The following is a 22,506-nucleotide window of genomic DNA, read 5'->3' as shown; positions in this document are numbered from 1 at the left end:
AAGACGCTACGGCCGGTCAGGCGTACGGCAGGACGAGTCCCGCGTAGCGCTCCTTCATGGTCGCCAGAACGCTGTCGCCGTCGGCGTCCCAGATTTCCTGGTTGAAAATTTCCACTTCGATGTCGCCGGTGTAACCGGCATCGCGCACCCAGGTGCCAATGGTTGCGAAGTCGATCACGCCGTCGCCCATCATGCCCCGGGACAACAGCGCGTCTGCTGCGATGGGCAGGTTGAAATCGCAGACCTGATAGGAGGCGATGCGGTTCTCCCGCCCGGCACGTTCGATCTGGGCCTTCAACTCGGGGTCCCACCACACATGGAAGGTGTCGACGGCGACGCCGACGGCCTTCGCGTCGTACGGTGCCGCCAGGTCAAGGGCCTGGCCCAGGGTGGAGATCAGGGCGCGGTCGGCGGCGTACATCGGGTGCAGCGGCTCCAGCACCAGCCGGACGCCGTTCTTGGCAGCGAACGGAACCAGGTCCGCGAGGCGGTCGGCGACGCGCTGGCGGGCAGCCACTACGTCCTTCTCCCCCGGTGCGAGGCCGCCGACCACCAGGAACAGCTCCCGGGTGTCCAGCGCCACGGCTTCCAGGATGGCTGCGCGGTTGTCGGCGAGCGCCGCAGCCTGCCCCTCCGCGTCGGCTGCCGTCAGGAAGCCGCCACGGCAGAGCGAGGACACCCGCAGTCCGGCATCCCGGATGAGCTTGGCGGCCTTGTCCAGGCCGGCCTCGTGAACGCGGTCACGCCACGGGCCGATCGCCGGGATCCCCGCACGGGCGCAGCCATCAACGGCCTCGGCCAGGGTCCACTTCTTGGTGGTGGCGCTGTTGAGGGAAAGTCGCGAAAAAGGGGACTGCCCTGAATTGAACGTCATACTCCCACCCCGTTGATGCGCAGGTAGTCGGACATCCGGAACGCAGCCAGGGCGGGGTCCTGCAACAGTCCGGCCTGGTCGGCAAGTTCGAAGGTCTTGGCGAGGTGCACCACGGATCGGCCGGAGTGCAGCCCGCCCACCATCTGGAAACCGGGCTGCTTGCCGTTGAGCCAGGACATGAACGCGATGCCGGTCTTGTAGTAGAACGTGGGGGCGCTGAAGATGTGCTTGCCCAGTTCCCGGGTGGAGTCCAGGATGGCACGCGCCTTGACTGCATCGCCGGCGTCGTAGCTTTGCAGCGCTGCCGATGCTGCCGGGTAGATGGCGGCGAAGATGCCGAGCAGGGCATCCGAATGGTGGGTGCCGTCGCCGTCGATCAGTTCCGGGTAATTGAAGTCGTCGCCGGTGTAGAGACGGACGCCGTCGGGGAGTGCGGCGCGCAGCGCCACCTCGTGGCTGGCATCAAGAAGCGAAACCTTGACGCCGTCCACCTTGTCAGCGTGCTCGCGGATCAGGGAGAGGAACGTATCAGTGGCCGTGGAGACGTCGTCGGAACCCCAGTAGCCGGCGAGCGCGGGATCGAACATGGTGCCAAGCCAGTGCAGGATGACCGGCTGGTCCGCTTCCCGCAGCAGCGTGGAGTACACGTGCAGGTAGTCATCAGGCCCGCTGGCCACTTTGGCCAGGGCGCGTGAGGCCATCAGGATGACCTTTGGCCCGGCCTCGGAGACGACGGCGACCTGTTCACGGTATGCGTCCAGGACGGCCTGGATGCCGGCGGCGCCCGTCGGCAGGGCGGCCGGATCCAGCTGGTCGGTGCCGGCCCCGCACGAGACGAGGTCGCGCACCGACTTGCCGGCCGTGGCGGCAGCGCCCCCGGCGACCACCGACGCCGCCTCGACGCCGGTGCGCTTGATCAGCTGCTGGGTGGCAGCCCAGTCCAGGCCCATGCCGCGCTGGGCGGTGTCCATGGCATCGGCCACCCCGAGGCCGTAGGACCAGAGTTCGTGCCGGTAGGCCATGGTGGCGTCCCAGTCGAGCCGGGCCGGCGCGCCGGGGGTGTTGTCCGCGGTGACTTCCGGGATGACGTGGGCTGCGGCGTAGGCGTGCCGCGAGGTGATGGGGGCCGAGGGCTTTGCCCAGGCGGGCGCGGACTTAAGACGGTATTCGCGGGTTCCGCCGTCGTCGGTGGGAAGGATCAGGGATGTCATCAGAGCGAGATCTCCGGGATGTCGATGGTGCGGCGTTCGTCGTTGGACTGCAAGCCGAGCTCGGCGAGCTGGACGCCGCGGGCCGCGGAGAGCAGGCCGAAGCGGTGTTCGCGGCCGGCAACGACGTCGCGCAGGAACTCTTCCCACTGCAGCTTGAAGCCGTTGTCCAGGTCGGCGTTGGCCGGCACTTCCTGCCACTGGCTGCGGAAGGACTCGGTCACGGGCAGGTCAGGGTTCCAGACGGGCTTGGGGGTGTGGGCGCGCTGCTGTGCGACGCACTTGTTCAGGCCCGCGACCGCCGAACCGTGGGTGCCGTCGATCTGGAATTCCACCAGTTCGTCGCGGTAGACGCGGACCGCCCAGGAGGAGTTGATCTGGCCGACGACCTGGTCGCCGCCCGGGGTTTCCAGCTCGAAGATGCCGTAGGAGGCGTCGTCGGCCGTGGCCTTGTATTCCTTGCCGGCTTCGTCCCAGCGGGCCGGGATGTGGGTTGCGGTCTTGGCGTTGACGCTCTTGACCTTGCCGATGATGCCTTCGAGGACGTAGTTCCAGTGGCAGAACATGTCCGTGGTCATGCCGCCGCCGTCTTCCTTGCGGTAGTTCCAGGACGGGCGCTGGGCTGCCTGGACGTCGCCTTCGAAGACCCAGTAGCCGAATTCTCCGCGGATGGACAGGATGCGGCCGAAGAAGCCTTCGTCAACGAGGCGACGCAGCTTGACCAATCCGGGCAGGTAGAGCTTGTCGTGGACGACGCCGGCGGTGACCCCGGCTTCCTTGCCGATCCGGGCCAGTTCAATGGCCTCCGCCAGGGTTTCCGCCGTGGGCTTCTCCGTGAAGATGTGCTTCCCCGCGGACATCGCCTTCTTCAGGGTGGCGGCGCGGAGGCTGGTCATGGACGCGTCAAAGACCACGTCGACTGTGGGGTCGTTGATTACGGCGTCCAGGTCGGTGCTCCACTCGGAGACCTTGTGCAGTTCGGCGAGTTCCCGGATCTTGGCTTCGTTGCGGCCGACCAGGATGGGTTCGACCTGGACCTTTGTGCCGTCCTCAAGGGTGAAGCCGCCCGCGTCGCGGATGGGGAGGATGGAACGCAGCAGGTGCTGGCGGTAGCCCATCCGGCCGGTAATGCCGTTCATGGCGATACGGATCGTCTTTGTTTCGAAGCCCATGTGTCCTCCACGGTGAGTTGGTTCAGTACGGTGTGCTGGGAAAGCGCATTCCCACTGCATTTATGATGCATCTTCCCGCGCCGCATGGCAAGCGCTTTCCCGAAAGTCGTTCAAACTGCCATAATGACCACTACGCGCACGTTGGCTGAACAGGAGAAATATCAGTGGCTGCAAGTACCCTCACCGAGGTGGCACGATTGGCCGGGGTCTCGCCGGCTACTGCGTCACGCGTCCTCAATGGCTCCGCCCGCAAACCCGGCCCGGGAGTGTCCGAGCGGGTACGGCAGGCAGCCGAGACCCTTGGTTACATCCCCAACGCCCAGGCCCAGGCACTCGCGAAGTCCAGTTCGGGACTGGTGGGCCTGATTGTGCACGACATCGCGGATCCGTATTTCTCCGCCATAGCCCGCGGCGTCCAGGAAGTGGCCCGCGAGCAGCACAAGATGGTGCTGCTGGCCACGACAGGCGGAACTCCGGCCGATGAGAAGGAAGCCGTCGCCGCCTTCGCTGCCAGGCGGGCCGACGCCATCGTCATTGCCGGCTCACGGTCCAGCCGCCCGGAAGACCACCAGGGCAACGCCGAACTTGCCGCCGAACTGGACCGCTACTGCCGCAATGGCGGGCACGTGGGGGTGGTGGGCCAAGCCATCGTCGGAGCCGCTGAACTGGACGGCTACCACCTTGTGGAAGTGCCGAATGAGCAGCTGGCCGCGGAACTTGCCGGAAAGCTCACAGGCAGCCATTCAGGCGACTTCGTCATCATCGGCGGCCCCGAAGGCCTGATCACGTCCGACGACCGGATCCGCGGCTTCCAGGCCGGCCTCGCCTCGACCGGCCGCCCCGAAGCCGAAGTCCTCCGCGCCTCCTTCAACCGTGCCGGCGGCTACGAAGCCGGACTCGTGCTGGCCGAACGGATCCGGAACGCCCGGAACTCCGCCCCCGCGAACGAGGGCGGGAAGCCGGATCTGTGCATCTTCGCGGCGAACGATGTCATGGCAATCGGCGCAGCTGCAGGGCTTCGCTCCCAGGGATTCCGAATTCCCCGCGACGCGCTGATCGCAGGGTTTGACGATATCGAAACGCTCCGGGACTTCCGCCCGGGGCTTTCAACGGTGCGCCTTCCGCTGGAGGAAATCGGCCGCCTGGCCACCTTGAGCACGGTGGGGTCCACAGCGGCCGCCGGAACTGAAGGAAAACACGACGACGGTCCGGCCGTCACCGGTCAGGTGACGCTCCGGCGGAGCACAGAATGGACCGCCTGACCGGCAACTCCCGGATGCCAGCCGGCCTCACCGTTGTCCCGGCCCGCCACGGTCCTGCCGCGCCCGGAGGCGGCACGTCACCGGCCCGCGCACACTCGGACGGCGGGCAATCCCCCCGGCGGTTCCCGGCAATCCTGGTCCTTCCCGGCGGAGGCTACGCGCGCCACGCAGACCACGAGGCAGAGCCGGTGGCCGAATGGCTGGCGTCCCTGGGCATCCACGCCTTCGTGCTGCGCTACCGGGTGGCTCCGCACCGCCACCCGGCCCCGCTGGCGGACGCGAAGGCGGCCCTGGCATGGATCAGGTGCGGCGGCCACGGACTCGAAGTGGATGGCTCCCGCGTGGGTGTCCTGGGGTTCTCCGCCGGAGGGCACCTGGCTGCCACCCTCGCCGGAGGCGTTCCCACCGGAGACGAGACACTCGACGCGCCGGGGTCCCGGCCGGACCTCGCCATACTGTGCTACCCAGTGGTGTCCTTCGAATCGGCCGTCCATCAGGGCAGCATCGACAACCTGCTCGGCGCGGCACCCTCCGGTGACCTGCTGGCAGAGCTGTCCGCCGAGCTCACCGTCACAAGCAGCACTCCCCCGGCGTTCATCTGGCACACGTTTGACGACGCAGCGGTCGATGTTGAACACAGCCTGCGCTACGCCATGGCGCTGCGCAAGGCTGCCGTGCCTGCGGAGCTGCACGTCTTTCCGCAAGGCCGGCACGGGCTGGGCCTCGCTCCCGGGGTGGCCGGCGTGGAGCGGTGGACAGAGCTGTGTGCCACCTGGCTTACCGGACACGGCTGGCGGCCGTGACCGCATCACCCATAATCACAGGACCGGCGGAAGGGCCCGACGTCGGGCGTCCTCGCCTTCCATGACGGAGCGCCGGTGGGCTGGTGTGCCGTGGAGCCGCGCGACTGCTACCCGCGGATCCTCCGGTCCCAGGTGTTAAAGGCGGCGGGTCCGGTGGCCCACGGCGGTCCTGGCGGGAAGCCGGAAGGCCCTCTCTGGTGGGTGAGCTGTTTCGTCGCCGCCCCGGGCCGCACCTAGCCGGCAGTCGTCAGGCCGGAGGGAGCGGCAAGGACGGAACGCAGGGCGCTCCCGGCCGCGCCCAGGAGGGCAGCCGACTGGCCGAGTTCCGAAACCGCCACCCTGGCAGGACTGACGACGCCGGGCGCATGGACGGCGAGGCTTGCTATTACGGCCGGTGCAATCCACGGCCCCATCCGGGTGAAGTGGCCGCCGAGGACAACGGCGGAGAGGTTCATCAGCCGTGCCGTGGAGGCTGCGGCGATGCCAAGGTAGCGGCCGGCACGGGCCACGGCCGATGCGGCGGCAGCATTGCCGGCGCCAAGTTGTTCCACGAGTTGCCCCAGCCGCACGGAGGCAGTTCCTGCCGGAATGCCGGCCTCGGCAAAGATGGCCTCCTGGCCGGCGAATGTTTCCAGGCAGCCGCGGCCGCCGCACGAGCAGTCCGGACCCGACGGATCAACCACCACGTGGCCCACCTCCCCCGCCTGCCCGTGGGGTCCGGCAAAGAGCCGGGAGCCGATGACCAGGCCGCCACCGACACCCACCTCACCGGAAACAAACAGGTAGTCGCGGAATTCCGATCCGTGCCCGTACCAGAGTTCGGCCAGGGCAGCGCAGTTTGCCTCGTTATACAGAACCGTGCCCAGAGGTGCGCCCGGCAGCAACCCGCCCAGCTCAAGGGCAACATTGTGCCACTGCAGGTTGGGGGCGCTGGAAACCGTTCCGGATGCCGTGTCCACGAGTCCGGGCACCGCCAGTCCGCCGCCCAGGATTGCGATCCCGGCGGCTGCTGCCTCGGCGACTACGTCGTTCACGAGCCCGGACAACAGGGCCATGACGGATTCCGGCGACTGGCCGCGGTTTCCGCATTCCAGCGTCCTGAACGCGCGCAGCGCACCGCCGAGGTCCAGAAGGCCTGCCGAGATGTAGTCCACGTTGATTTCCATGCCCACCACACCGCGGCGGGTGCTGAGCTGGAGGCCTACCCCGGGCCTGCCGCGTTCACCGTCGCGCGTGGCGCCGGACTCCATGACCAGGCCGGAGTCGGCGAGCTCGGCGACCAGGCTGGACACTGAAGCCTTGGTCAAGCCGGTCAGGGAGGCCAGCTCAGCACGCGTCGGGTAGCGCTGCGGATCCGTCCGTGCCTGCGCAATGGCCGCGAGGACCCGGACGAGGTTGCCACGCCGGACGTCCTCCACCCGGCCGGGTGCCGGACGCGCCGCACTGCCGTCAACATTATTTTCCCGTGACATTTCCGCCGCCTTAATCATTGACCCAAGTCAATCATGACGCATATAGTTCAGATTGAAAACTAATTCACCGGCCTGCTTTCCTACCTGGCCGACAGCTTCCACTACACCTCCGAACCAAGGATGTTTCATGACCCTCCAGCCCACCCCTGCAGACCGCTTCACCTTCGGCCTTTGGACCGTCGGCTGGACCGGGGCGGATCCCTTCGGCGTCGCCACCCGTCCCGCCCTGGACCCCGTCGAAGCCGTCCACAAGCTCAGCGAACTGGGCGCTTACGGCATCACCTTCCATGACAACGATCTGGTCCCGTTCGACGCCACAGCCTCCGAGCGCGAGCTGATCCTGAAGAACTTCAAGGCCGCCCTGGCCGAGACGGGCCTCAAGACCCCAATGGTGACCACCAATTTGTTCAGTCATCCCGTCTTCAAGGACGGCGGCTTTACCTCCAACGACCGTTCAGTCCGCCGGTTCGCGCTCAGCAAAGTCCTTCAGAACATCGACCTTGCAGCAGAGCTGGGTGCAGAGACCTTCGTCATGTGGGGCGGGCGCGAAGGCAGCGAGTATGACGGTTCCAAGGACCTCTCTGCCGCCCTGGACCGGATGAAGGAAGGCGTGGACACGGCCGCCGCCTATATCAAGGACAAGGGCTACGGCCTTCGGATCGCCCTGGAACCAAAACCCAACGAGCCCCGCGGCGACATCTTCCTGCCCACCGTCGGCCACGGACTGGCCTTCATCGCACAGCTGGAACACGGCGACATCGTGGGCCTCAACCCGGAAACCGGGCACGAGCAGATGGCCGGGCTGAATTTCACCCATGGCATCGCCCAGGCGCTGTGGGCCGGGAAACTCTTCCACATCGACCTCAACGGCCAGCGCGGCATCAAGTACGACCAGGACCTCGTCTTCGGGCACGGCGACCTCACCAGCGCATTCTTCACCGTGGACCTGCTCGAAAACGGCTTCCCCAACGGCGGCCCGAAGTACGACGGCCCGCGTCACTTCGACTACAAGCCCTCACGCACCGACGGATACGACGGCGTCTGGGAATCCGCGAAATCCAACATGTCCATGTACCTCCTCCTCAAGGAGCGTGCCCTGGCCTTCCGCGCCGACCCCGATGTCCAGGAAGCCCTGAAGACCTCCGGCGTCTTCGAACTCGGCGAACCCACCCTCGCCGCCGGAGAGACCACGGCGGATCTGCTGGCTGACGCTTCCGCATTCGCGGAGTTCGACGCCGATGCCGCCGCCCGGCGGTCCTTCGCCTTCGTCCGCCTCAACCAGCTGGCCATCGAGCACCTGCTCGGCGCCCGCTAGGCCAGGCTCCCCCAACCAGCCAGCTCCACTGCCGCCGGATCCGGACCGCCGGATCCGGCGGCAGCCCTTCAGAAAGAACCCGCCATGCCGTTGGTAGCAGGAATCGACAGTTCCACGCAGTCATGCAAAGTGGTGATCCGGGATGCGCACACCGGCACGCTGATCCGCCAGGGCCGCGCCGCCCACCCCGACGGCAGCGAGATCCACCCCGACCACTGGTGGGCCGCGCTCCAGGAGGCCATCGCACAGGCCGGCGGCCTGGACGATGTGGCCGCCGTCTCCGTAGGCGGCCAGCAGCATGGCATGGTGTGCCTGGACGTCTCTGGTGCGGTGGTGCGCCCCGCCCTGCTCTGGAACGACACGCGCTCCGCGGAGGATGCCGAACAGCTCATCAAAGAGGCGGGCGACGGCGACGCGGGAGCCGGAGCCGCCTACTGGGCGAAGGCGACGGGTACCGTTCCGGTGGCTTCCCTTACCATCACCAAACTTCGCTGGCTGGCCCGCCATGAGCCGGACAGCGCACGCCGCGTGGCGGCCGTCTGCCTGCCTCACGACTGGCTCAGCTGGCGTCTCGCGGGCCATGGCCCGGGATCGGGACCCTCCTCGCTGCAGCTGCTCAGGACGGACAGGTCCGATGCCTCCGGAACCGGATACTTCTCCACGGCCGCGGGGACCTACCTCCCGGAACTCCTCCGGAAGGTACTGGGACATGTCCCCGTTCTGCCCGCCGTCGCCGGTTCGATGGAGGCCGCAGGCACAACGCCGTCGGGCGCAATCATCGGCCCCGGCGCCGGCGACAATGCGGCTGCAGCCCTTGGCGTCGGCGCCCGTCCGGGCGACGTGGTGGTATCGCTGGGGACGTCGGGGACGGTTTTCGCCGTCTCGGAGACTCCGGCCGCCGATGCAACCGGACTTGTGGCCGGATTTGCCGACGCCACCGGCAACTTCCTCGCGCTGGCCTGCACGCTGAATGCCACCCGGATCTTCGATTCCACGGCCGCGTTGCTCGGCGTGACGCTGGGCGGGCTCAACGAACTCGCCCTTGCCGCCCCGGCAGGTTCGGGCGGCCTCACGCTCGTTCCCTATTTCGAAGGCGAGCGCACACCCAACCTGCCGCACGCCACCGGTTCGCTGCACGGTGCCACTCTGGCGAGCTACACGCGGGCCAACCTGGCCCGGGCCGCCGTCGAAGGCGTGGTCTGCTCCCTCGCGGACGGGCTGGCGGCCCTGCAGGCGCAGGGAGTTACGGCCGCACGCGTCATCCTCGTGGGAGGCGGCGCACAGTCCGCTGCCGTGCAGCAGATTGCCGCGTCCGTCTTCGGCCTTCCCGTCGTGGTGCCCGAGCCCGGTGAATACGTGGCCGACGGCGCCGCCCGGCAGGCGGCGGCCGTCCTCGCGGGCCGGTGGCCGGAGTGGGAGTCGTCCGGCACCGAAGTGACGGCGGCCGACGGCGGCGCGTCCGAGGTGCTCGAACAGTACCGGCGCTTCGCCAGGACGTACCTCAACGGGTGAGCCCCAACTTAACGGCTGATCGCCCGAATGGTCCAGCCGGCCTTATGGGACTCCCCCGGAGCCAGCCGGACCACATCCGTTCCGCTATTGAAGGCATCAGGCGGGCACGTCATGGGTTCAACGGCGAGGCCAAGCCGGGAAGGCCCTGACGGCTTGTCCGCGGTATGGATCTGCAGCCAGGGCCACGCCCTGTCCCATTCCAGCTCCACTCCGGTGCCCGAGGGGTCATGAATGCGCACCGCGGCAAGACCGTCCGCGTTGGAAGTCAGGCCCGTGAAAGCGTGGTCGATTTCCACGGCTCCGAGGACCTTCCCTGCCCGGAAATCAAAGGCATGGCCTTCCACCCCGGCCATGCCTTCCGGGAGCAGCCGGTCGGCGGAGACCTCCATGAATTCCGTGGCCGGGATCTGCACGGTCCACTCATCAAGCGGGGCCGGACCGGCGATAAGGTACGGGTGCGGGCACACGCCGTAGGGGGCTGCTTCAACGCCAATATTCCGGGCACGCACAGTGCTGTGAAGCCCGTCTGCCCGCAGCTCGTAGTCAACTGACACGTCAAGGCGTCCCGGATAGCCGTCCCCCGGCTCGATGCGGGTTCCAAGGCGGACGGAGGACGCAGTGTGTTCCTGCGGTTCCCAGTCCGCCCCGAACACCAGCCCGTGCAGTGCAGTCCCCCGCTCATCCTCGTTGACCACCGCCTGGAAGTCCTTGCCCTCGAACCTGTACCGGCCATCAGCCAGCCGGTTCGGCCACGGTGCACAGATGACGCCGCGGTAGTCCGGAATTTCGCCGTCGGCACCGAAGCCGACCACCAGGTCGCGGCCCTCATGCCGCAACTCGCGGAGCGCTCCTCCACGCGCTGTGGCGACGGCCGTGTAGGGGCCGAAACTGATCTCATGTTCGGTGTGGGTCATGGCTTTCCAATGCTGCCGGAATACTTGTGTTAGCGCTCACTATTATAGTGCCTGTCGGCCCGTCAGTAGAGTATCCACCATGGCCAACGACGAACTGATCGCCGGGATCCGCACCAGGCTGAAGGCAGCGGCGGATCAAGGCCGGGCCGCGGGAAGCCAGGCCTACATGAAATCGGACATGCCGACGCTGGGAGTCAGGGTTCCCGAGGTCCGCAAGATCGCGAATGCCGCCGCCGGGCAGTGGCCCTGCGGGTCGTTCGAGGAGCTGCGCGACACTGTCCTGGAGCTCTGGCGTTCAGCAGCCTTCCGCGAAGAGCGTTACGCCGCCATTGACCTGACGGGTGCGAAGCCGGCCAGGGGCAGGCTGGAGATGCTTCCCGTGTACGAGGAGATCATCCGCACCGGTGCATGGTGGGATCTTGTGGACGGAGTGGCGCACCGGATCTGCGATCTGCTGCAGGCACACCGTCCGGAGCTCGGCCGGGTGCTCCGTTCATGGAGCAGCGACCCTGACATGTGGGTTCGCAGGGCTGCCATCACGGCGCAGCTCGGGGCAAAATCCGCTACCGATCCGGGGCTGCTCGCCTCGGTCATCGAGCCCAACCTGGCCGACCGGGAGTTCTTTATCCGCAAAGCGATTGGCTGGGCCTTGCGTGAGTACGCAAAAACCGATGCGGACTGGGTCCGTCAGTTTGTGGCCAGGCACGACACCGTGCTCAGCCCGCTCTCCCGCCGCGAGGCCCTCCGGAACCTGCCGGTTAGATGACCGGGCGGGTGGTTACCGGCTCGTCGGGTTTGCTGAACAACTGCTTGGTCTTGGGATCGAGGAAGATCAGGTACAGCGCGAACATCAGCGCGATAATGGCCGCCGCGTTGCGCGCCAGGGCCAGGGGAAGGCCCAGGTCCTCCGTCTGCAGGTACGGGAAGACTTCCAGCTGGTCGGAAATGGCGTAGACCATAAAGAAGGACACGATGAAGTAGAGTGCCTTCACCTGCCAGTCATCCCGGATACCCGTCACGGCGAACAGCGGGATAAGCCACACGACATACCAGGACTGGATCATGGGCGCCAGCAGGACCACTGCCGCGAACCCCAACGTGAGCCGGCGCATCAGGCGGTCGTGGTCGCCGCGGAAGATCTGCCAGGCGACAATTCCAACGGCCAGCAGCTTGCCGGCGTCGTAAACCCATTTGGCCAGACCCCAGCCGTCCAGGCCGAAGGCGTTGGAGATGGAGGCCACCACAAGTCCCAGCAGGCCCACCGGCGCGTACCAGATCCAGATGCTGCCCGGGGCGGAGAGTCCGTTCACCCAGCCGAAGCCAAAGCCGTTCACCATGCTCATCAGGTACAGGATGGCCAGGCTGATGCCGGCAGTGAGCCCCCAGAAGACGAACTTCCGCGGCCAGCCGGCGTTCTTGCCGGCCCACAGGAGCCCTATGAACGGCAGGAAAACGATGGTGATCGGCTTGACGGAGATGGATAGCGTCACGAGGACCAGGCCGAAAAGAACGCGCCGGGTGGCACAGTAGTAGAGCCCGGCCAGCGCCAGTCCGATCATGAGTGCATCGTTGTGGACACTGGCGATGAAGTTGGTGAGGAACAGCGGGTTGGCTGCGGTGAGCCACAGTGCCCGGTGTGGATTGACGCCGTGCAGCTCTGCCAGTTTGGGGACGTACACGATACACAGGACCACGCCGACCAGGGCGGCGACGCGGAACAGCATGATGCTGGCCTCAGGCTGCACATTGGTGGACCACACCACCAGCTGTTCGATCCAGAGAAACAGCTGGCCGTAGGGAACGGGCGCTTCAGTCCACATCTTGTCGGCACCGAGCTGGAAGTAGTTGGACAGCGCCGAGATCCCGTTTTCGTAAGGGTTGAAGCCTTCCACCATCAGGCGTCCCTGCCCGATGTAGGCGTACACGTCCCTGCTGAAGAGCGGCACGGAGAACATCATGGGCAGCCCCCACAGCGCCACAGCCTGCAGCGTGGCCTTGCGGGCGCCTGCACCCCAGACCCGGACCCGCTGGCCAAGGCGAAGCCAGGCACGCACCAGGAGCATGCCGCCCACGGCCAGCAGCACAATGGAAAGCGCCACCCCTACGGCTTCCGTGCGCATCCAGATGAACAGCGGCAGGCGGCGAAGCTCGGAAACAGGCGCGAGCCAGCCCACGCCCAGCGAACCGATCGCCATGAACATCGAGCCGGCGAACCCCGAGAGGAGCGGCGAGAGCGCGTTGTCCACTTCGGCAGTGGCCGGCTCCGGCGACCTGCCGGCAGCCACTTTTCCCGCCGCAGGCACACGCGCCGTCATCTCAGGATCGTCCAATCTGTTGTGGGGCGTTTTTCACCCGGTGATAGCCGGGCAAGCCGGCGGGGGTGGGGCCGCAGCAATGAAAAAGAGGCACCGCCACGTATCCGAAATCCTAGCATCGGACAGCTCCGTGGCAGCTGAACGGTAGGCTGGGCGGGTGCCTATAACTAACGAACGCATTGTCTGGATCGACTGCGAGATGACCGGCCTGGACATCAAGAACGACGCCCTCATTGAGGTGGCCGCCCTGGTGACGGACTCCGAACTCAACATCCTCGGTGACGGCGTCGACGTCGTCATCCGCCCGGACGATGCCGCGCTGGCCCAGATGAACGATTTCGTCCGCGACATGCACACACGCTCGGGGCTCCTCGAAGAGCTTCCGCACGGCAAAACGATGGCTGAGGCCGAAGCAGTGATCATGGACTACATCGCAAAGTGGGTTCCGGATCCCCGCAAGGCTCCGCTGGGAGGCAATTCCGTGGGCACGGACCGCGTCTTCCTCGCCCGGGACATGCCTGCGGTAGTTGAGCACCTGCACTACCGGGTGATTGACGTCAGCACCATCAAGGAACTCTCCCGTCGTTGGTTCGCGCGGGCGTACTTCCAGGCTCCGGCCAAGCACGGCGGGCACCGCGCGCTCGGAGACATCAAGGATTCCATCGATGAGCTGCGCTACTACCGGGAGGCAATCTTTGTCCCCGCGCCGGGTCCGGACAGTGCCACAGCGCAGCGGATTTCCAAGGCCGTCATGGCCTCCGCCGAGCCCCTGTCGGAACCGTCGGAGAAGTAATCTGCGCCACGTTTGAGGGAAATTTCCTCGAAACAGGCAAAAGTGGCAAAAACAGCTCCGCGGAGCAGGTAGGCTATATGACGTTGCCTTCCAAGACAGCCGGTTAGCCGGATGGTCCTCAGGCACATGGTGGGCTTAGCTCAGTTGGCAGAGCGCCTGGTTGTGGTCCAGGAGGTCGCGGGTTCAACCCCCGTAGCTCACCCTCACAGGATGGTATTGCCGCCGTCCAGCAAGGAGGCCGCACCGGATATCCGGTGCGGCCTTTTGTGTTTCACCGCACTGCATCAAAGGAACCGCCTGACATGACCGTTCTGCCGATCACCATCTGGGGCGAGCCGGTTCTCCACCGCCGGGCCGCCGAAGTGGAAGTCTTCGACGACGAACTCCGCACCCTCATCGCCGACATGTTCGAAACGAACGACGCCGCCAACGGCGTGGGCCTCGCAGCCCCCCAGGTGGGCGTGGGCAAGCGCCTCTTCGTCTACAAGTTCGCCAACGACGACGGCGTGCCCCCCACAGGGGTTGTGGTGAACCCCGTCCTGACGCTGTCCAAGGTTTCCGGCGCACTCCCGGACCCGGACGAGGAAGTGGAGGGCTGCCTGTCGTTCCCGGGCGGCCAGTACCCGCTCAAGCGTGCGGAGTGGGCGCGGGTGCAGGGATTCGACGGGGACGGGAACCCGGTGGACTTTGAGGCGACCGAGTGGTTCGCCCGGATCATCCAGCATGAGTACGACCATCTGGACGGCAAGCTCTACGTGAACCGGCTGATGGATCGCTATGCCCGGAAAGCCATGAAGCAGGCTAAACGGAGCGGCTGGGGGGTTCCCGGTTTGACGTGGATGCCCGGCGTCGACCCCGACCCGTTCGGTCACTAACCCGCAGGACTCCTTGCTGCCCTACCGCGGTATGACAGTCTGCTGCTGCGGACATGAGTCGAGGACCCGCTTCATGGCGTCCTTCTCCGCCTGGGTCACCCACAGGCCGTAAGCGGCCTTAACGGAGATCTGGCGCGCCACGTAGTGGCATCTGAAGGCCTTGTTCTTCGGCAGCCAGCTGGCTGCGTCCGAAGCGCTTTTTTCCTGGTTGGCCGGACCGTCCGCGGCCACGAGGTTGAGAGGATCGTTGGCCAGGCTTTGGCGCTGTTGCGGCGTGAGCTGCTGGGCGCCTTTCTGCCAGGCGTCACCGAGTGCCACGACATGGTCGATCTGGACGGCCTTGCTGCTCTCCGCTCCCCGGGAAAACGTGACCACCGCGCCGGTGTACGGCTCATGGAATTCACCGCCTGCCACCCGGCACCGGGAGCCCTCCGTGAACTGTGCGCCGTCGAGGTCCCGCCGCAGGATGTCATTGCGGGTGTCGCAGCCGTTGCGGTCCACGTCCAGCCAGGCCTGGCCGAATGCCGTGCGCTCGTAATTGTCGTTGGCCGCCCGGCCCTTCACCGCAAGTGCCTCCAGCGCTTCCACAGCCCGGCCCCCGGGCACCGGCCGGACCGAGGGAACGGCTTTCATCCACGCAGTATCCAGCACGGGGGCTTCGCTCGGGCCGGTGACAGGCGGCTCTGCCGCGGCGAACTGGCCTGCGGTGAAAAACCAGCAGACGGCGGAAACCAGCCCCACAGCCAGCACGATCAGGACCGCCCAGGCCTGGCGGGAGCGGCGCCGGGCACGGCGGTACGCCGCCCAGCTGATGGTCATGGTTGCCCTGCCCGGTGAAAATTCCTATGCACCGGACGAGCCTAGGGCAGGCCACCGACAACGTGGCCTCTTATCCACAGTGTGGAGGAGGTGTTACTGCTCCTTCAACACACGTTTAAGGTCGTTGGCGGCAAGGTCGAGCAGCTCCTCAAGCTGTTTGATCCTGCTGTCGGGAATCTCTCCCGCGGCATGCGACACTCGCGCCTGGTCCAGGAGGCGAGTGGCTTCCTTATGGTTTTTCCGTGCTACGTCGAGGGCGTGTTCGAGGGTGGTTTCATGTTCGAGAGTCGATTCGTGTTCCATGACTCCATTTTGGGTCCGTTTCCCGGCCGATGCCAGAGCATCGGCCGGGAAACCTCAGACCGGACCTGTCCCGGGAATTAGACCGCGATGGCTGCCAGTGCGGCGGCCGGTTCCTTGACGGGGAACGACGGCGGGTTGACGCCGGCCATTTCCTCCATCACGCGGACTACCTGGCAGCTGTAGCCGAACTCGTTGTCGTACCAGACGTAGAGGACCAGGTTCTTGTCGTTGGAGATGGTGGCCAGGCCGTCAACGATGCCTGCGCGGCGGGAGCCGACGAAGTCGGTGGAAACAACCTCGGGGGAATCGATGTAGTCGATCTGCTTGCGCAGCTCGGAATGCAGGGACATCTGCCGCAGGTAGTCGTTGACCTCGTCCTTGGTGGTGCCGCGTTCCAGGCTCAGGTTCAGGATGGCCAGCGACACGTCCGGGGTGGGAACGCGGATGGAGCTGCCGGTGAGCTTGCCCAGCAGCTCGGGCAGTGCCTTGGCGACGGCCTTGGCGGCACCGGTTTCGGTGATCACCATGTTCAGCGCGGCGGAGCGGCCGCGACGGTCGCCCTTGTGGAAGTTGTCGATCAGGTTCTGGTCGTTGGTGAAGGAGTGCACCGTCTCGACGTGCCCGTGGACTACGCCGAACTTGTCGTTGATGGCCTTCAGGACCGGAGTGATGGCGTTGGTGGTGCAGGACGCGGCCGTAACGATCTTGTCCGAGTCAAGGATGGTGCCGTGGTTGATGCCGTGGACGATGTTCTTCAGCTCGCCCTTGCCCGGTGCCGTGAGCAGGACGCGTGAAACGCCCTTGCTCAGGAGGTGCTGGGACAGGCCCTCGGCGTCGCGCCAACGTCCCGTGTTATCCACCACGAGGGCGTCCTTGATGCCGTAGGCGGTGTAGTCCACTGTTGAGGGGTTGTCCGAGTAGATGACCTGGACCTGGACTCCGTTGGCCGTAATGGTGTTGTTGTCGGTGTCCACCTTGATGGTGCCCTCGAACGAGCCGTGGACCGAGTCCCGGCGGAGCAGGCTGGCACGCTTGGCGAGGTCGTTGTCCGAGCCGCGGCGGACCACGATGGCCCGGAGCCGGAGGCCGTGGCCGCCGCCGGCCTTTTCAATGAGCAGGCGCGCGAGCAGGCGGCCGATGCGGCCGAAGCCATAGAGCACGACGTCGGTGCTGGTGCGGTCGTCGCCGCCGCGCTTCCCGACGATGTCGGCAAGTTCGGCGCGCAGGAACTCATCCAGGCTTGCACCGTTGGCCTCGGTCTTGAACTTCTGGTTCAGGCGGGCAATGTCGATAGCCGCAGCGCCCAGGTCCAGCCCGGCGAGGGCATCCAGCAGCGGGGCCGTCTCTTCCAGGAGCAGCTCGTCCTTGCTCATCCGTCGCGCAAAGCGGTGCGCCTTCAGGATGTTCATGGTGGATTTGTTGATCAGGCTGCGGCCGTGGATGGAGGTCACCACGTTGTTCTCGCGGTACAGCCGGCCGATGACCGGGATCATGGCCTCGGCTAGCGCCTCACGGCCCATCCACGTATCAAGACAAGAATCTGACGTCTGGCTCACAGAACTACCTTCCTTGGGTCAACCACATACGTCCTCGTATGCGGATGTCGGCCACCGGAGGTATTCCGGGGCACAGGCATCGGCGGGGATTCGGTCCACCCCGGACACCTTGGAGAAGCGCAAAGAAAAACCGCCGGCTGCGAACGCAGACCCGGCGGCAGAACTTCTACGTTCGCTATCCATTCTAGGGCGGCGGCGGGTTCTCCCGCGCCCGGAAAAGCGTGAAGTCACTCACACGCCGGACCGCACTCCCTTGACATAGGATGTCCGAATGGGACTCATCATTGCACTTCTTGTCATATGGCTCATTCTTTCCATCCTGGGCTTCGTCGTGAAAGGCCTGCTTTGGCTGGCTGTCATCGGCCTCATCCTGTTTGTCGCTACGGCGGCCTGGGGATGGGTGAAGCGGAAGGCCAAGGCCTGACCTGAAACCCGGTCTCTACCGGCGGGGGCTGGCACCACACGGTGCCGGCCCCTTGTCGTTTTCACGGACGGTTGCCGACGCCCTGCCACGGGCCCCGCGGCGCCGGTGGTGGTGGATGGGTTGACCGATACGCCGGGTTCTGTGTTCCCGCGCCGTTGCCGGGGCAGGAATAGCGGCCATCCATCTACGAACGCCGTTGCCGACGCCCTCCAGCGGCCTACCCGGACACTCGGGCGAGCAGCCCTCGAACGTGTCCTGTCTGGCCTTGCTCCGGGTGGGGTTTACCTAGCCTTCCCGGTCACCCGGGAAGCTGGTGGTCTCTTACACCACCGTTTCACCCTTACCTGTTCACGGACCGTGCGGACACGGACCGAGGCAGGCGGTCTGTTCTCTGTGGCACTGGCCTGCGGGTTACCCCGAGTGGGCGTTACCCACCACCCTGCTCTGCGGAGCCCGGACGTTCCTCGAGCCACTTGCGTGACGCGCGGCCGCCTGGTCAACCCATCCGCCGTCCATTCTACGGGCAACCCGGGCGCCCGTTTGCGCAGCGGGTGCCGGGCGCTTTTTGATCCCTTGGTGGGACAATTGAACAAGACCACACCAGGCAAGAAGGAGGGGATCCTGATGGACCCCACCAATTCGTTTATCGCCATCGCCGTCGCACTGCTGCTGCTCATCCTCCTCAAGATGTCCATCCGGATCGTCCGGCAGTACGAGCAAGGCGTGCTATTCCGGCTGGGAAGGGTCATTGGCGTCAGGATGCCGGGACTGCGGTTCATCATTCCCGTTATAGACCGCCTTCCGCTGGTCAGCCTGCGGATAGTGACCATGCCCATCCAGTCGCAGGGCATCATCACCCAGGACAATGTGAGCGTGGACATCTCCGCTGTCGCCTACTACCGCGTGGTGGACGCCGTGAAGTCCGTCGTGGCCATTGAAAATGTCGCAGCGGCAATCGACCAGATCGCCCAGACCACCCTGCGGAAGGTGGTGGGCCGCCACAGCCTGGACCAGACGCTGTCCGAAACCGAGCGCATTAACAGTGATATCCGGGAAATTCTGGACCAACTGACCCTCGCCTGGGGCGTCGAGGTGGTGTTGGTGGAGCTGAAGGACATCCAGCTTCCCGACAGTATGAAGCGCGCCATGGCCCGCCAGGCAGAGGCCGAGCGGGAGAAGCGGGCGAAGATCATCGCCGCTGAAGGCGAAGCCATCGCGGCAGCCGCCCTCGGCGAGGCCTCGGACACCATGATGGCCCACCCGCTTGCCCTGCAGTTGCGGAATCTGCAGTCCCTGGTGGAAATCGCCGTGGACAAGAACTCCACGGTCGTCTTCCCGGCGCCGCTGATGAGCACCATCGGCGAACTGTCCGCGTTCCTCGCCCGCGAGAACCAGGCGGCCACGGCTGCCGCCAAACCGCCGGTCAAGGCGGCCTGAGCCGGCCCGGTATCCGGAGCCTCCGCGTCTATGATCGGCGTATGGATCTTCCGACGCTCGGACGCCGGCGGTTGCTGGAACTCGGAGCCGGGGGCGTGACTGCCGCCGTGCTGGCCGCCTGCGCGCCCGTCAGCGCCGGCCCCGAGGGTTCGGCCGCGGAAGTGCGCAGCGGATCCTTCACGTCGAAGTTCCGCCCGGACACCGACACGAACTGGTCCGTAGCCGTTCCGGACCGCGGCGCCAGCGGCGATCAAGGTCCCCTCCCCGTTGCCGTCTTCCTGCACGGGACGGGCGCTGACCATCGTATGGTTTTTGACGATCTCCGAGCGGACCGGCTCCTGGCACAGCACGTGGCCCGCGGCGGGACTCCGTTCGCGGTCGCGGCGGTGGATGGCGGCGAAAGCTGGTGGCACCGCCGGGACACAGGCACCGACACCCAGGCCATGGTGGTGGAGGAATTCATCCCCCTGCTTGCCGGGCAGGGCCTCGACACCGGCAGGCTCGCCGTGTTTGGGCTGTCCATGGGCGGCTTCGGCGCACTGCTCCTCGCCTCGCAGCACCGCATCCCCGGGCTCCGCGCCGTCGCAGCGATGAGCCCGGCCGTCTGGAGCCTGTACGACGACGGACGCGCGGACAACTTTGACAGCGCCGCCGACTTCGCGGCCAACGACATTTTTGCGCTCAGGCCGGAACTGGAAACGTTGCCCAAGAGAATCGATTGCGGCACCTCAGACAACCTGCTCTTCAGCGTCAAGGACTATGTGAGCGGGCTCCCGGGGGAACACGAGGGGGGATTCCAGGACGGCGGCCACGACAGCGGCTACTGGCGTTCCATCCTCCCGGATGTCTTCTCGTTCCTGGGCCGGAACCTGGCCTAAGGCCGCACCGCACAGCACCCATCCCCGCCGCCGGTAAGATCGTACGGTGCTGATTCTGCTCCCCCCGTCCGAAGGCAAGACCCCCGCTGTCCATGGCGACTCCGTCGACTGGAGCGCCCTGAGCTTCCCCGGACTGAACACGTACCGCGCGAAGGTCCTCGACGCACTGGGAAACGTCAGTGCCCACCGGGACGCCCTCGCACTGCTGGGCGTCGGCGCCTCGCTGAGTGCCGACGTCGAACGCAACACCCGGCTGCACAGCGAACCGGCGGCCCCCGCGCACCAGGTCTATTCGGGCGTCCTGTACGACGCGCTGGGCTACCGGTCGATGACGGCGGCGCAGCGCCGCAAGGCGGATGAATCGGTAGTGGTCATCTCCGCGCTCTGGGGCGCCATCCGCTTCGCCGACCGGGTGCCGGCCTACCGGCTGTCGATGGGAACGTCACTGCCCGACGTCGGCCGCCTCGCCTCGTTCTGGAAGCCCCAGATTTCCGAGGCCCTGGCGGCCGAGACCGAAGGGGAGCTCCTGGTGGACTGCCGCTCGAGCACCTATTCCGCCGCCTGGGCTCCCCCGCCGGCGCAGACGGTCGCCGTCAACGTCTTCACCGAAACCAACGGTGTGCGCAAGGTGGTCAGCCACTTCGCCAAGCACACCCGCGGCGAGCTGGCCCGGCACCTGCTGACACGCCGGGGCTCCGCTCCCGGGACCCCGGCCCAGCTGCTCAAGGCGGCCCGCGAAAAGTGGGAATCCGAACTAGTGGACGGTACTCCCCGCAAGGCGCACGCATTGAACATCGTCCTGCCGGCTTAGGCCCATTCGGCCGAGCGCACCAGGATGCAGCCGGAGTCGGGGCAGAAGACGATGTCGTCCTCGGCGGCTGCTTTGATTTCGGCCAGGTCACCGGGGCTGAGCTGCATGCCCGAGCCTTCGGACTTTCCATGGAAGAGCCGGGCCGCGCCCACTCCGCGCTTGGCCAGGGTCTTCTCATAGATTGCCAGCAGGCCGGCATCAAGGCCTGCGGCGAACTCTGCACGCCTGGCACCTACCTCTGCGGCCTCTGCGGCAATCTCGGCCAGGGCGGCGTCGAGCTCCGCGCGGATCCCGCCAAAGGAGCCTTGGACATCGTCCACGATCTTCTGCTGGGCCGACTGACGCTCACGGAGCCCCTCCAGGCGTTCCATGACCTCCAGTTCCACGTCTTCCAGGGCCGACCGGCGTTTGTTGAGCGAGGCAATGTCGCTTTGCAGGGCAACAAGGTCCTTGGACAGGCCGGTGCCGCTGTTCAGCCGTGCTTCGTCCCGTTCGATCCGCGAGGCCACCTGCTCCACGTCCGCTTCAGAGCGCTTGAGCTCGGCTTCGGCGTCGTGAACGGCCACTTTCGCCGCTCCGAGTTCGCCGTTGGCAACGGACAGCGCCGCTTGGAGGTCACTGATCCGTGGATCGTTTTCGATGGTCCGGCGGCGGTTGGACAGCGATTTGAGCCTGGCGTCGAGTCCTTGCAGTTCGAGCAATTTCAACTGTTCCGCCGGTGCTGCCTTGGCCACTATTACCTCCGCTTGTTCCTACCGGCCGCAGCCGGGCACCGGACCGGCGCAGTTTAGACTCTAGTCCCCGCCCGGAGTCAGAATGAAGTCCCACGGATCGCTGTTGGTGGTGCTGACCCTGATGTCGACGTCGTGGCCCTGGTCGCTGAGGACGTTGCCCAATGCTTCGGCCGCCGCCGGCAGCCACAACCACTCGCTGGCGAAGTGCGAAACGTCGATGAGGTAGGGCCGGTCATTCAGGGCATTCTCACGGGCTTCGGACGCCGGGTGGTGGCGGAGGTCCGCGGTTACAAAAAGGTCGGCGTTGCTCGCCCTGACCTCATTGAACAGGGAGTCCCCCGCGCCGCCGCACACGGCGACGCGCCGCACCAGGCCGTCCTTGTCTCCTGAGACCCTCACGCCGCCGGCCACCGAGGGCAGGATGCCGAAGACCCGGGCGGCGAAGTCTCCCAGCGTCATGACGTCCTCAAGGTCGCCCACCCGGCCGATGCCTTCTTCCGGCAGGCCGTTCGGCGCGGGCGTGAGCGGCACTACATCGTGGAGGCCCAGTGCGTCCGCCAGGACATCGGAGACGCCCCCGACGGCGGAATCACCGTTGGTGTGGACGGTCAGGAGACCGGTCCCTGACTCGATGAGTCGGTGGACCGCCTTGCCCTTCGCGGTCGTGGCCGCAACGGAGGTGACTCCTTTAAGCAGGAGCGGATGGTGGGTTATCAGGAGTTCGGCGCCCCACTCAATGGCTTCCTCGATGACGTCAAGGGTGGGATCCACCGCAAACATGATCCTGCTGACCTCTGCCGACGGATGGCCGGCGACCAGTCCCACCTCGTCCCATTCCTCGGCCAGGGACTCCGGCCAGAGCTCTTCCACTGCCAGCAGGACCTCGCCGAGCGTGGGTACAGCGGATGATTCGGCGGGTTCGGCGTGCTCGGCACCGGCGGGATCAGCAGTATTTCGCGCGTCTTCTGCAACGTCGGTGTTCACAGGTTCCATACCCTCATTTTTACCCTATCCGCCGGCTTCGCCTGC

22 protein-coding genes, 1 tRNA gene and 1 other RNA gene are annotated in these 22,506 nt (G+C 66.2%); 12 read left to right on the top strand and 12 right to left on the bottom strand.

The window, feature by feature from the left end; all coding sequences use genetic code 11:
* Positions 1-16 precede the first annotated feature (16 nt).
* Genes JOE31_RS10665 through JOE31_RS10655 form a run of 3 tightly spaced genes read right to left on the bottom strand, consistent with a single transcriptional unit; the run spans position 17 to position 3,254 of the window.
* Positions 17-874: a sugar phosphate isomerase/epimerase gene (locus tag JOE31_RS10665; RefSeq protein ID WP_209744089.1), complete on the bottom strand. Its 858-nt coding sequence runs from the start codon at positions 872-874 to the stop codon at positions 17-19.
* Positions 871-2,085: a dihydrodipicolinate synthase family protein gene (locus JOE31_RS10660; protein WP_209744086.1), complete on the bottom strand. Its 1,215-nt coding sequence runs from the start codon at positions 2,083-2,085 to the stop codon at positions 871-873. The genes JOE31_RS10665 and JOE31_RS10660 overlap by 4 nt, the downstream gene beginning before the upstream one ends.
* The gene (locus JOE31_RS10655; RefSeq protein WP_209744083.1) at positions 2,085-3,254 is read right to left on the bottom strand and encodes a Gfo/Idh/MocA family protein; all 1,170 of its coding nucleotides are present in this window, start codon (positions 3,252-3,254) and stop codon (positions 2,085-2,087) included. Before JOE31_RS10655 ends, JOE31_RS10660 begins: the two co-directional genes overlap by 1 nt.
* Positions 3,255-3,418: 164 nt before the next feature.
* Between JOE31_RS10655 and JOE31_RS10650 the strand changes: the two genes are divergently transcribed.
* Both JOE31_RS10650 and JOE31_RS10645 read left to right on the top strand, forming a co-directional pair.
* A complete protein-coding gene (locus JOE31_RS10650; RefSeq protein ID WP_209744080.1) occupies positions 3,419-4,516 on the top strand; it encodes a LacI family DNA-binding transcriptional regulator in 1,098 nt (365 codons plus the stop codon).
* Positions 4,504-5,319, top strand: a complete 816-nt coding sequence (locus JOE31_RS10645) for an alpha/beta hydrolase (protein WP_209744077.1) — start codon at positions 4,504-4,506, stop codon at positions 5,317-5,319. The genes JOE31_RS10650 and JOE31_RS10645 overlap by 13 nt, the downstream gene beginning before the upstream one ends.
* Positions 5,320-5,552: 233 nt before the next feature.
* On the opposite strand, the gene JOE31_RS10640 is transcribed toward JOE31_RS10645, so the two are convergent.
* The gene (locus tag JOE31_RS10640) at positions 5,553-6,791 is read right to left on the bottom strand and encodes an ROK family transcriptional regulator (protein WP_209744073.1); all 1,239 of its coding nucleotides are present in this window, start codon (positions 6,789-6,791) and stop codon (positions 5,553-5,555) included.
* A 127-nt stretch (positions 6,792-6,918) separates the two neighbouring features.
* On the opposite strand from JOE31_RS10640, the gene xylA reads away from it, so the two are divergent.
* Positions 6,919-8,106 (top strand): xylose isomerase, encoded by a 1,188-nt coding sequence (xylA, locus tag JOE31_RS10635; RefSeq protein WP_209744068.1) that lies wholly within the window; start codon positions 6,919-6,921, stop codon positions 8,104-8,106.
* 84 nt (positions 8,107-8,190) lie between these two features.
* On the top strand, positions 8,191-9,618 hold the full coding sequence (gene xylB, locus JOE31_RS10630; protein ID WP_209744065.1) for a xylulokinase: 1,428 nt from the start codon (positions 8,191-8,193) through the stop codon (positions 9,616-9,618).
* An 8-nt stretch (positions 9,619-9,626) separates the two neighbouring features.
* Here the strand turns inward: xylB and JOE31_RS10625 are convergent, their stop codons facing one another.
* Positions 9,627-10,532: an aldose 1-epimerase family protein gene (locus tag JOE31_RS10625; protein ID WP_209744062.1), complete on the bottom strand. Its 906-nt coding sequence runs from the start codon at positions 10,530-10,532 to the stop codon at positions 9,627-9,629.
* A gap of 79 nt (positions 10,533-10,611) precedes the next feature.
* Between JOE31_RS10625 and JOE31_RS10620 the strand changes: the two genes are divergently transcribed.
* The gene (locus tag JOE31_RS10620; protein ID WP_209744059.1) at positions 10,612-11,298 is read left to right on the top strand and encodes a DNA alkylation repair protein; all 687 of its coding nucleotides are present in this window, start codon (positions 10,612-10,614) and stop codon (positions 11,296-11,298) included.
* On the opposite strand, the gene mptB is transcribed toward JOE31_RS10620, so the two are convergent.
* Complete coding sequence (mptB, locus tag JOE31_RS10615) at positions 11,291-12,847, bottom strand: polyprenol phosphomannose-dependent alpha 1,6 mannosyltransferase MptB (protein ID WP_209744056.1); 1,557 nt, start codon at positions 12,845-12,847, stop codon at positions 11,291-11,293. The two genes, JOE31_RS10620 and mptB, sit on opposite strands and share 8 nt — an antisense overlap.
* Before the next feature lie 157 nt (positions 12,848-13,004).
* Here mptB and orn point away from each other — a divergent pair, with 157 nt between their 5' ends.
* The 3 genes from orn to def all read left to right on the top strand — a co-directional run bounded on the left by orn (position 13,005) and on the right by def (position 14,515).
* Positions 13,005-13,640 carry an oligoribonuclease gene (gene orn, locus JOE31_RS10610; RefSeq protein ID WP_209744053.1) on the top strand — a complete coding sequence of 212 codons (636 nt, stop codon included), beginning with the start codon at positions 13,005-13,007 and terminating at the stop codon, positions 13,638-13,640.
* A gap of 129 nt (positions 13,641-13,769) precedes the next feature.
* Positions 13,770-13,842: transfer RNA gene (locus tag JOE31_RS10605), tRNA-His, on the top strand.
* 100 nt (positions 13,843-13,942) lie between these two features.
* Entirely contained in the window at positions 13,943-14,515 is a 573-nt protein-coding gene (gene def / locus JOE31_RS10600; protein ID WP_209744050.1) for a peptide deformylase, read from the top strand.
* 21 nt (positions 14,516-14,536) lie between these two features.
* Here the strand turns inward: def and JOE31_RS10595 are convergent, their stop codons facing one another.
* From JOE31_RS10595 to JOE31_RS10585, 3 genes are all read right to left on the bottom strand, one after another.
* Positions 14,537-15,334 (bottom strand): HNH endonuclease family protein, encoded by a 798-nt coding sequence (locus tag JOE31_RS10595; RefSeq protein ID WP_209744047.1) that lies wholly within the window; start codon positions 15,332-15,334, stop codon positions 14,537-14,539.
* A gap of 93 nt (positions 15,335-15,427) precedes the next feature.
* Entirely contained in the window at positions 15,428-15,637 is a 210-nt protein-coding gene (locus JOE31_RS10590) for a hypothetical protein (RefSeq protein ID WP_209744044.1), read from the bottom strand.
* A 77-nt stretch (positions 15,638-15,714) separates the two neighbouring features.
* Positions 15,715-17,193 (bottom strand): glyceraldehyde-3-phosphate dehydrogenase, encoded by a 1,479-nt coding sequence (locus tag JOE31_RS10585; RefSeq protein WP_209744041.1) that lies wholly within the window; start codon positions 17,191-17,193, stop codon positions 15,715-15,717.
* A 271-nt stretch (positions 17,194-17,464) separates the two neighbouring features.
* Here JOE31_RS10585 and JOE31_RS10580 point away from each other — a divergent pair, with 271 nt between their 5' ends.
* Positions 17,465-17,617 carry a hypothetical protein gene (locus tag JOE31_RS10580; RefSeq protein ID WP_011692281.1) on the top strand — a complete coding sequence of 51 codons (153 nt, stop codon included), beginning with the start codon at positions 17,465-17,467 and terminating at the stop codon, positions 17,615-17,617.
* A gap of 112 nt (positions 17,618-17,729) precedes the next feature.
* Here the strand turns inward: JOE31_RS10580 and rnpB are convergent.
* Positions 17,730-18,121, bottom strand: an RNA gene (gene rnpB, locus JOE31_RS10575) — RNase P RNA component class A.
* 81 nt (positions 18,122-18,202) lie between these two features.
* On the opposite strand from rnpB, the gene JOE31_RS10570 reads away from it, so the two are divergent.
* From JOE31_RS10570 to JOE31_RS10560, 3 genes are read left to right on the top strand one after another with little or no spacing between them, the layout of a single operon-like run.
* Complete coding sequence (locus tag JOE31_RS10570; RefSeq protein WP_209744038.1) at positions 18,203-19,054, top strand: SPFH domain-containing protein; 852 nt, start codon at positions 18,203-18,205, stop codon at positions 19,052-19,054.
* A 41-nt stretch (positions 19,055-19,095) separates the two neighbouring features.
* Positions 19,096-19,932 carry an alpha/beta hydrolase family protein gene (locus JOE31_RS10565; protein WP_209744035.1) on the top strand — a complete coding sequence of 279 codons (837 nt, stop codon included), beginning with the start codon at positions 19,096-19,098 and terminating at the stop codon, positions 19,930-19,932.
* A 46-nt stretch (positions 19,933-19,978) separates the two neighbouring features.
* The gene (locus JOE31_RS10560) at positions 19,979-20,743 is read left to right on the top strand and encodes a YaaA family protein (protein ID WP_209744032.1); all 765 of its coding nucleotides are present in this window, start codon (positions 19,979-19,981) and stop codon (positions 20,741-20,743) included.
* Here the strand turns inward: JOE31_RS10560 and JOE31_RS10555 are convergent.
* Positions 20,740-21,477: a zinc ribbon domain-containing protein gene (locus JOE31_RS10555; protein WP_209744029.1), complete on the bottom strand. Its 738-nt coding sequence runs from the start codon at positions 21,475-21,477 to the stop codon at positions 20,740-20,742. The genes JOE31_RS10560 and JOE31_RS10555 overlap by 4 nt on opposite strands.
* Positions 21,478-21,537: 60 nt before the next feature.
* Positions 21,538-22,470, bottom strand: coding sequence for a Nif3-like dinuclear metal center hexameric protein (locus tag JOE31_RS10550; protein WP_209744026.1), 933 nt, complete (start codon positions 22,468-22,470; stop codon positions 21,538-21,540).
* Between the last annotated feature and the right edge of the window lie 36 nt (positions 22,471-22,506).

Origin of the sequence: Arthrobacter sp. PvP023, from assembly GCF_017832975.1 — a bacterium.
Lineage (GTDB): Bacteria > Actinomycetota > Actinomycetes > Actinomycetales > Micrococcaceae > Arthrobacter.
Note: the sequence above shows the minus strand (reverse complement) of the source record. Positions and strands in the feature narration are given on the sequence as shown.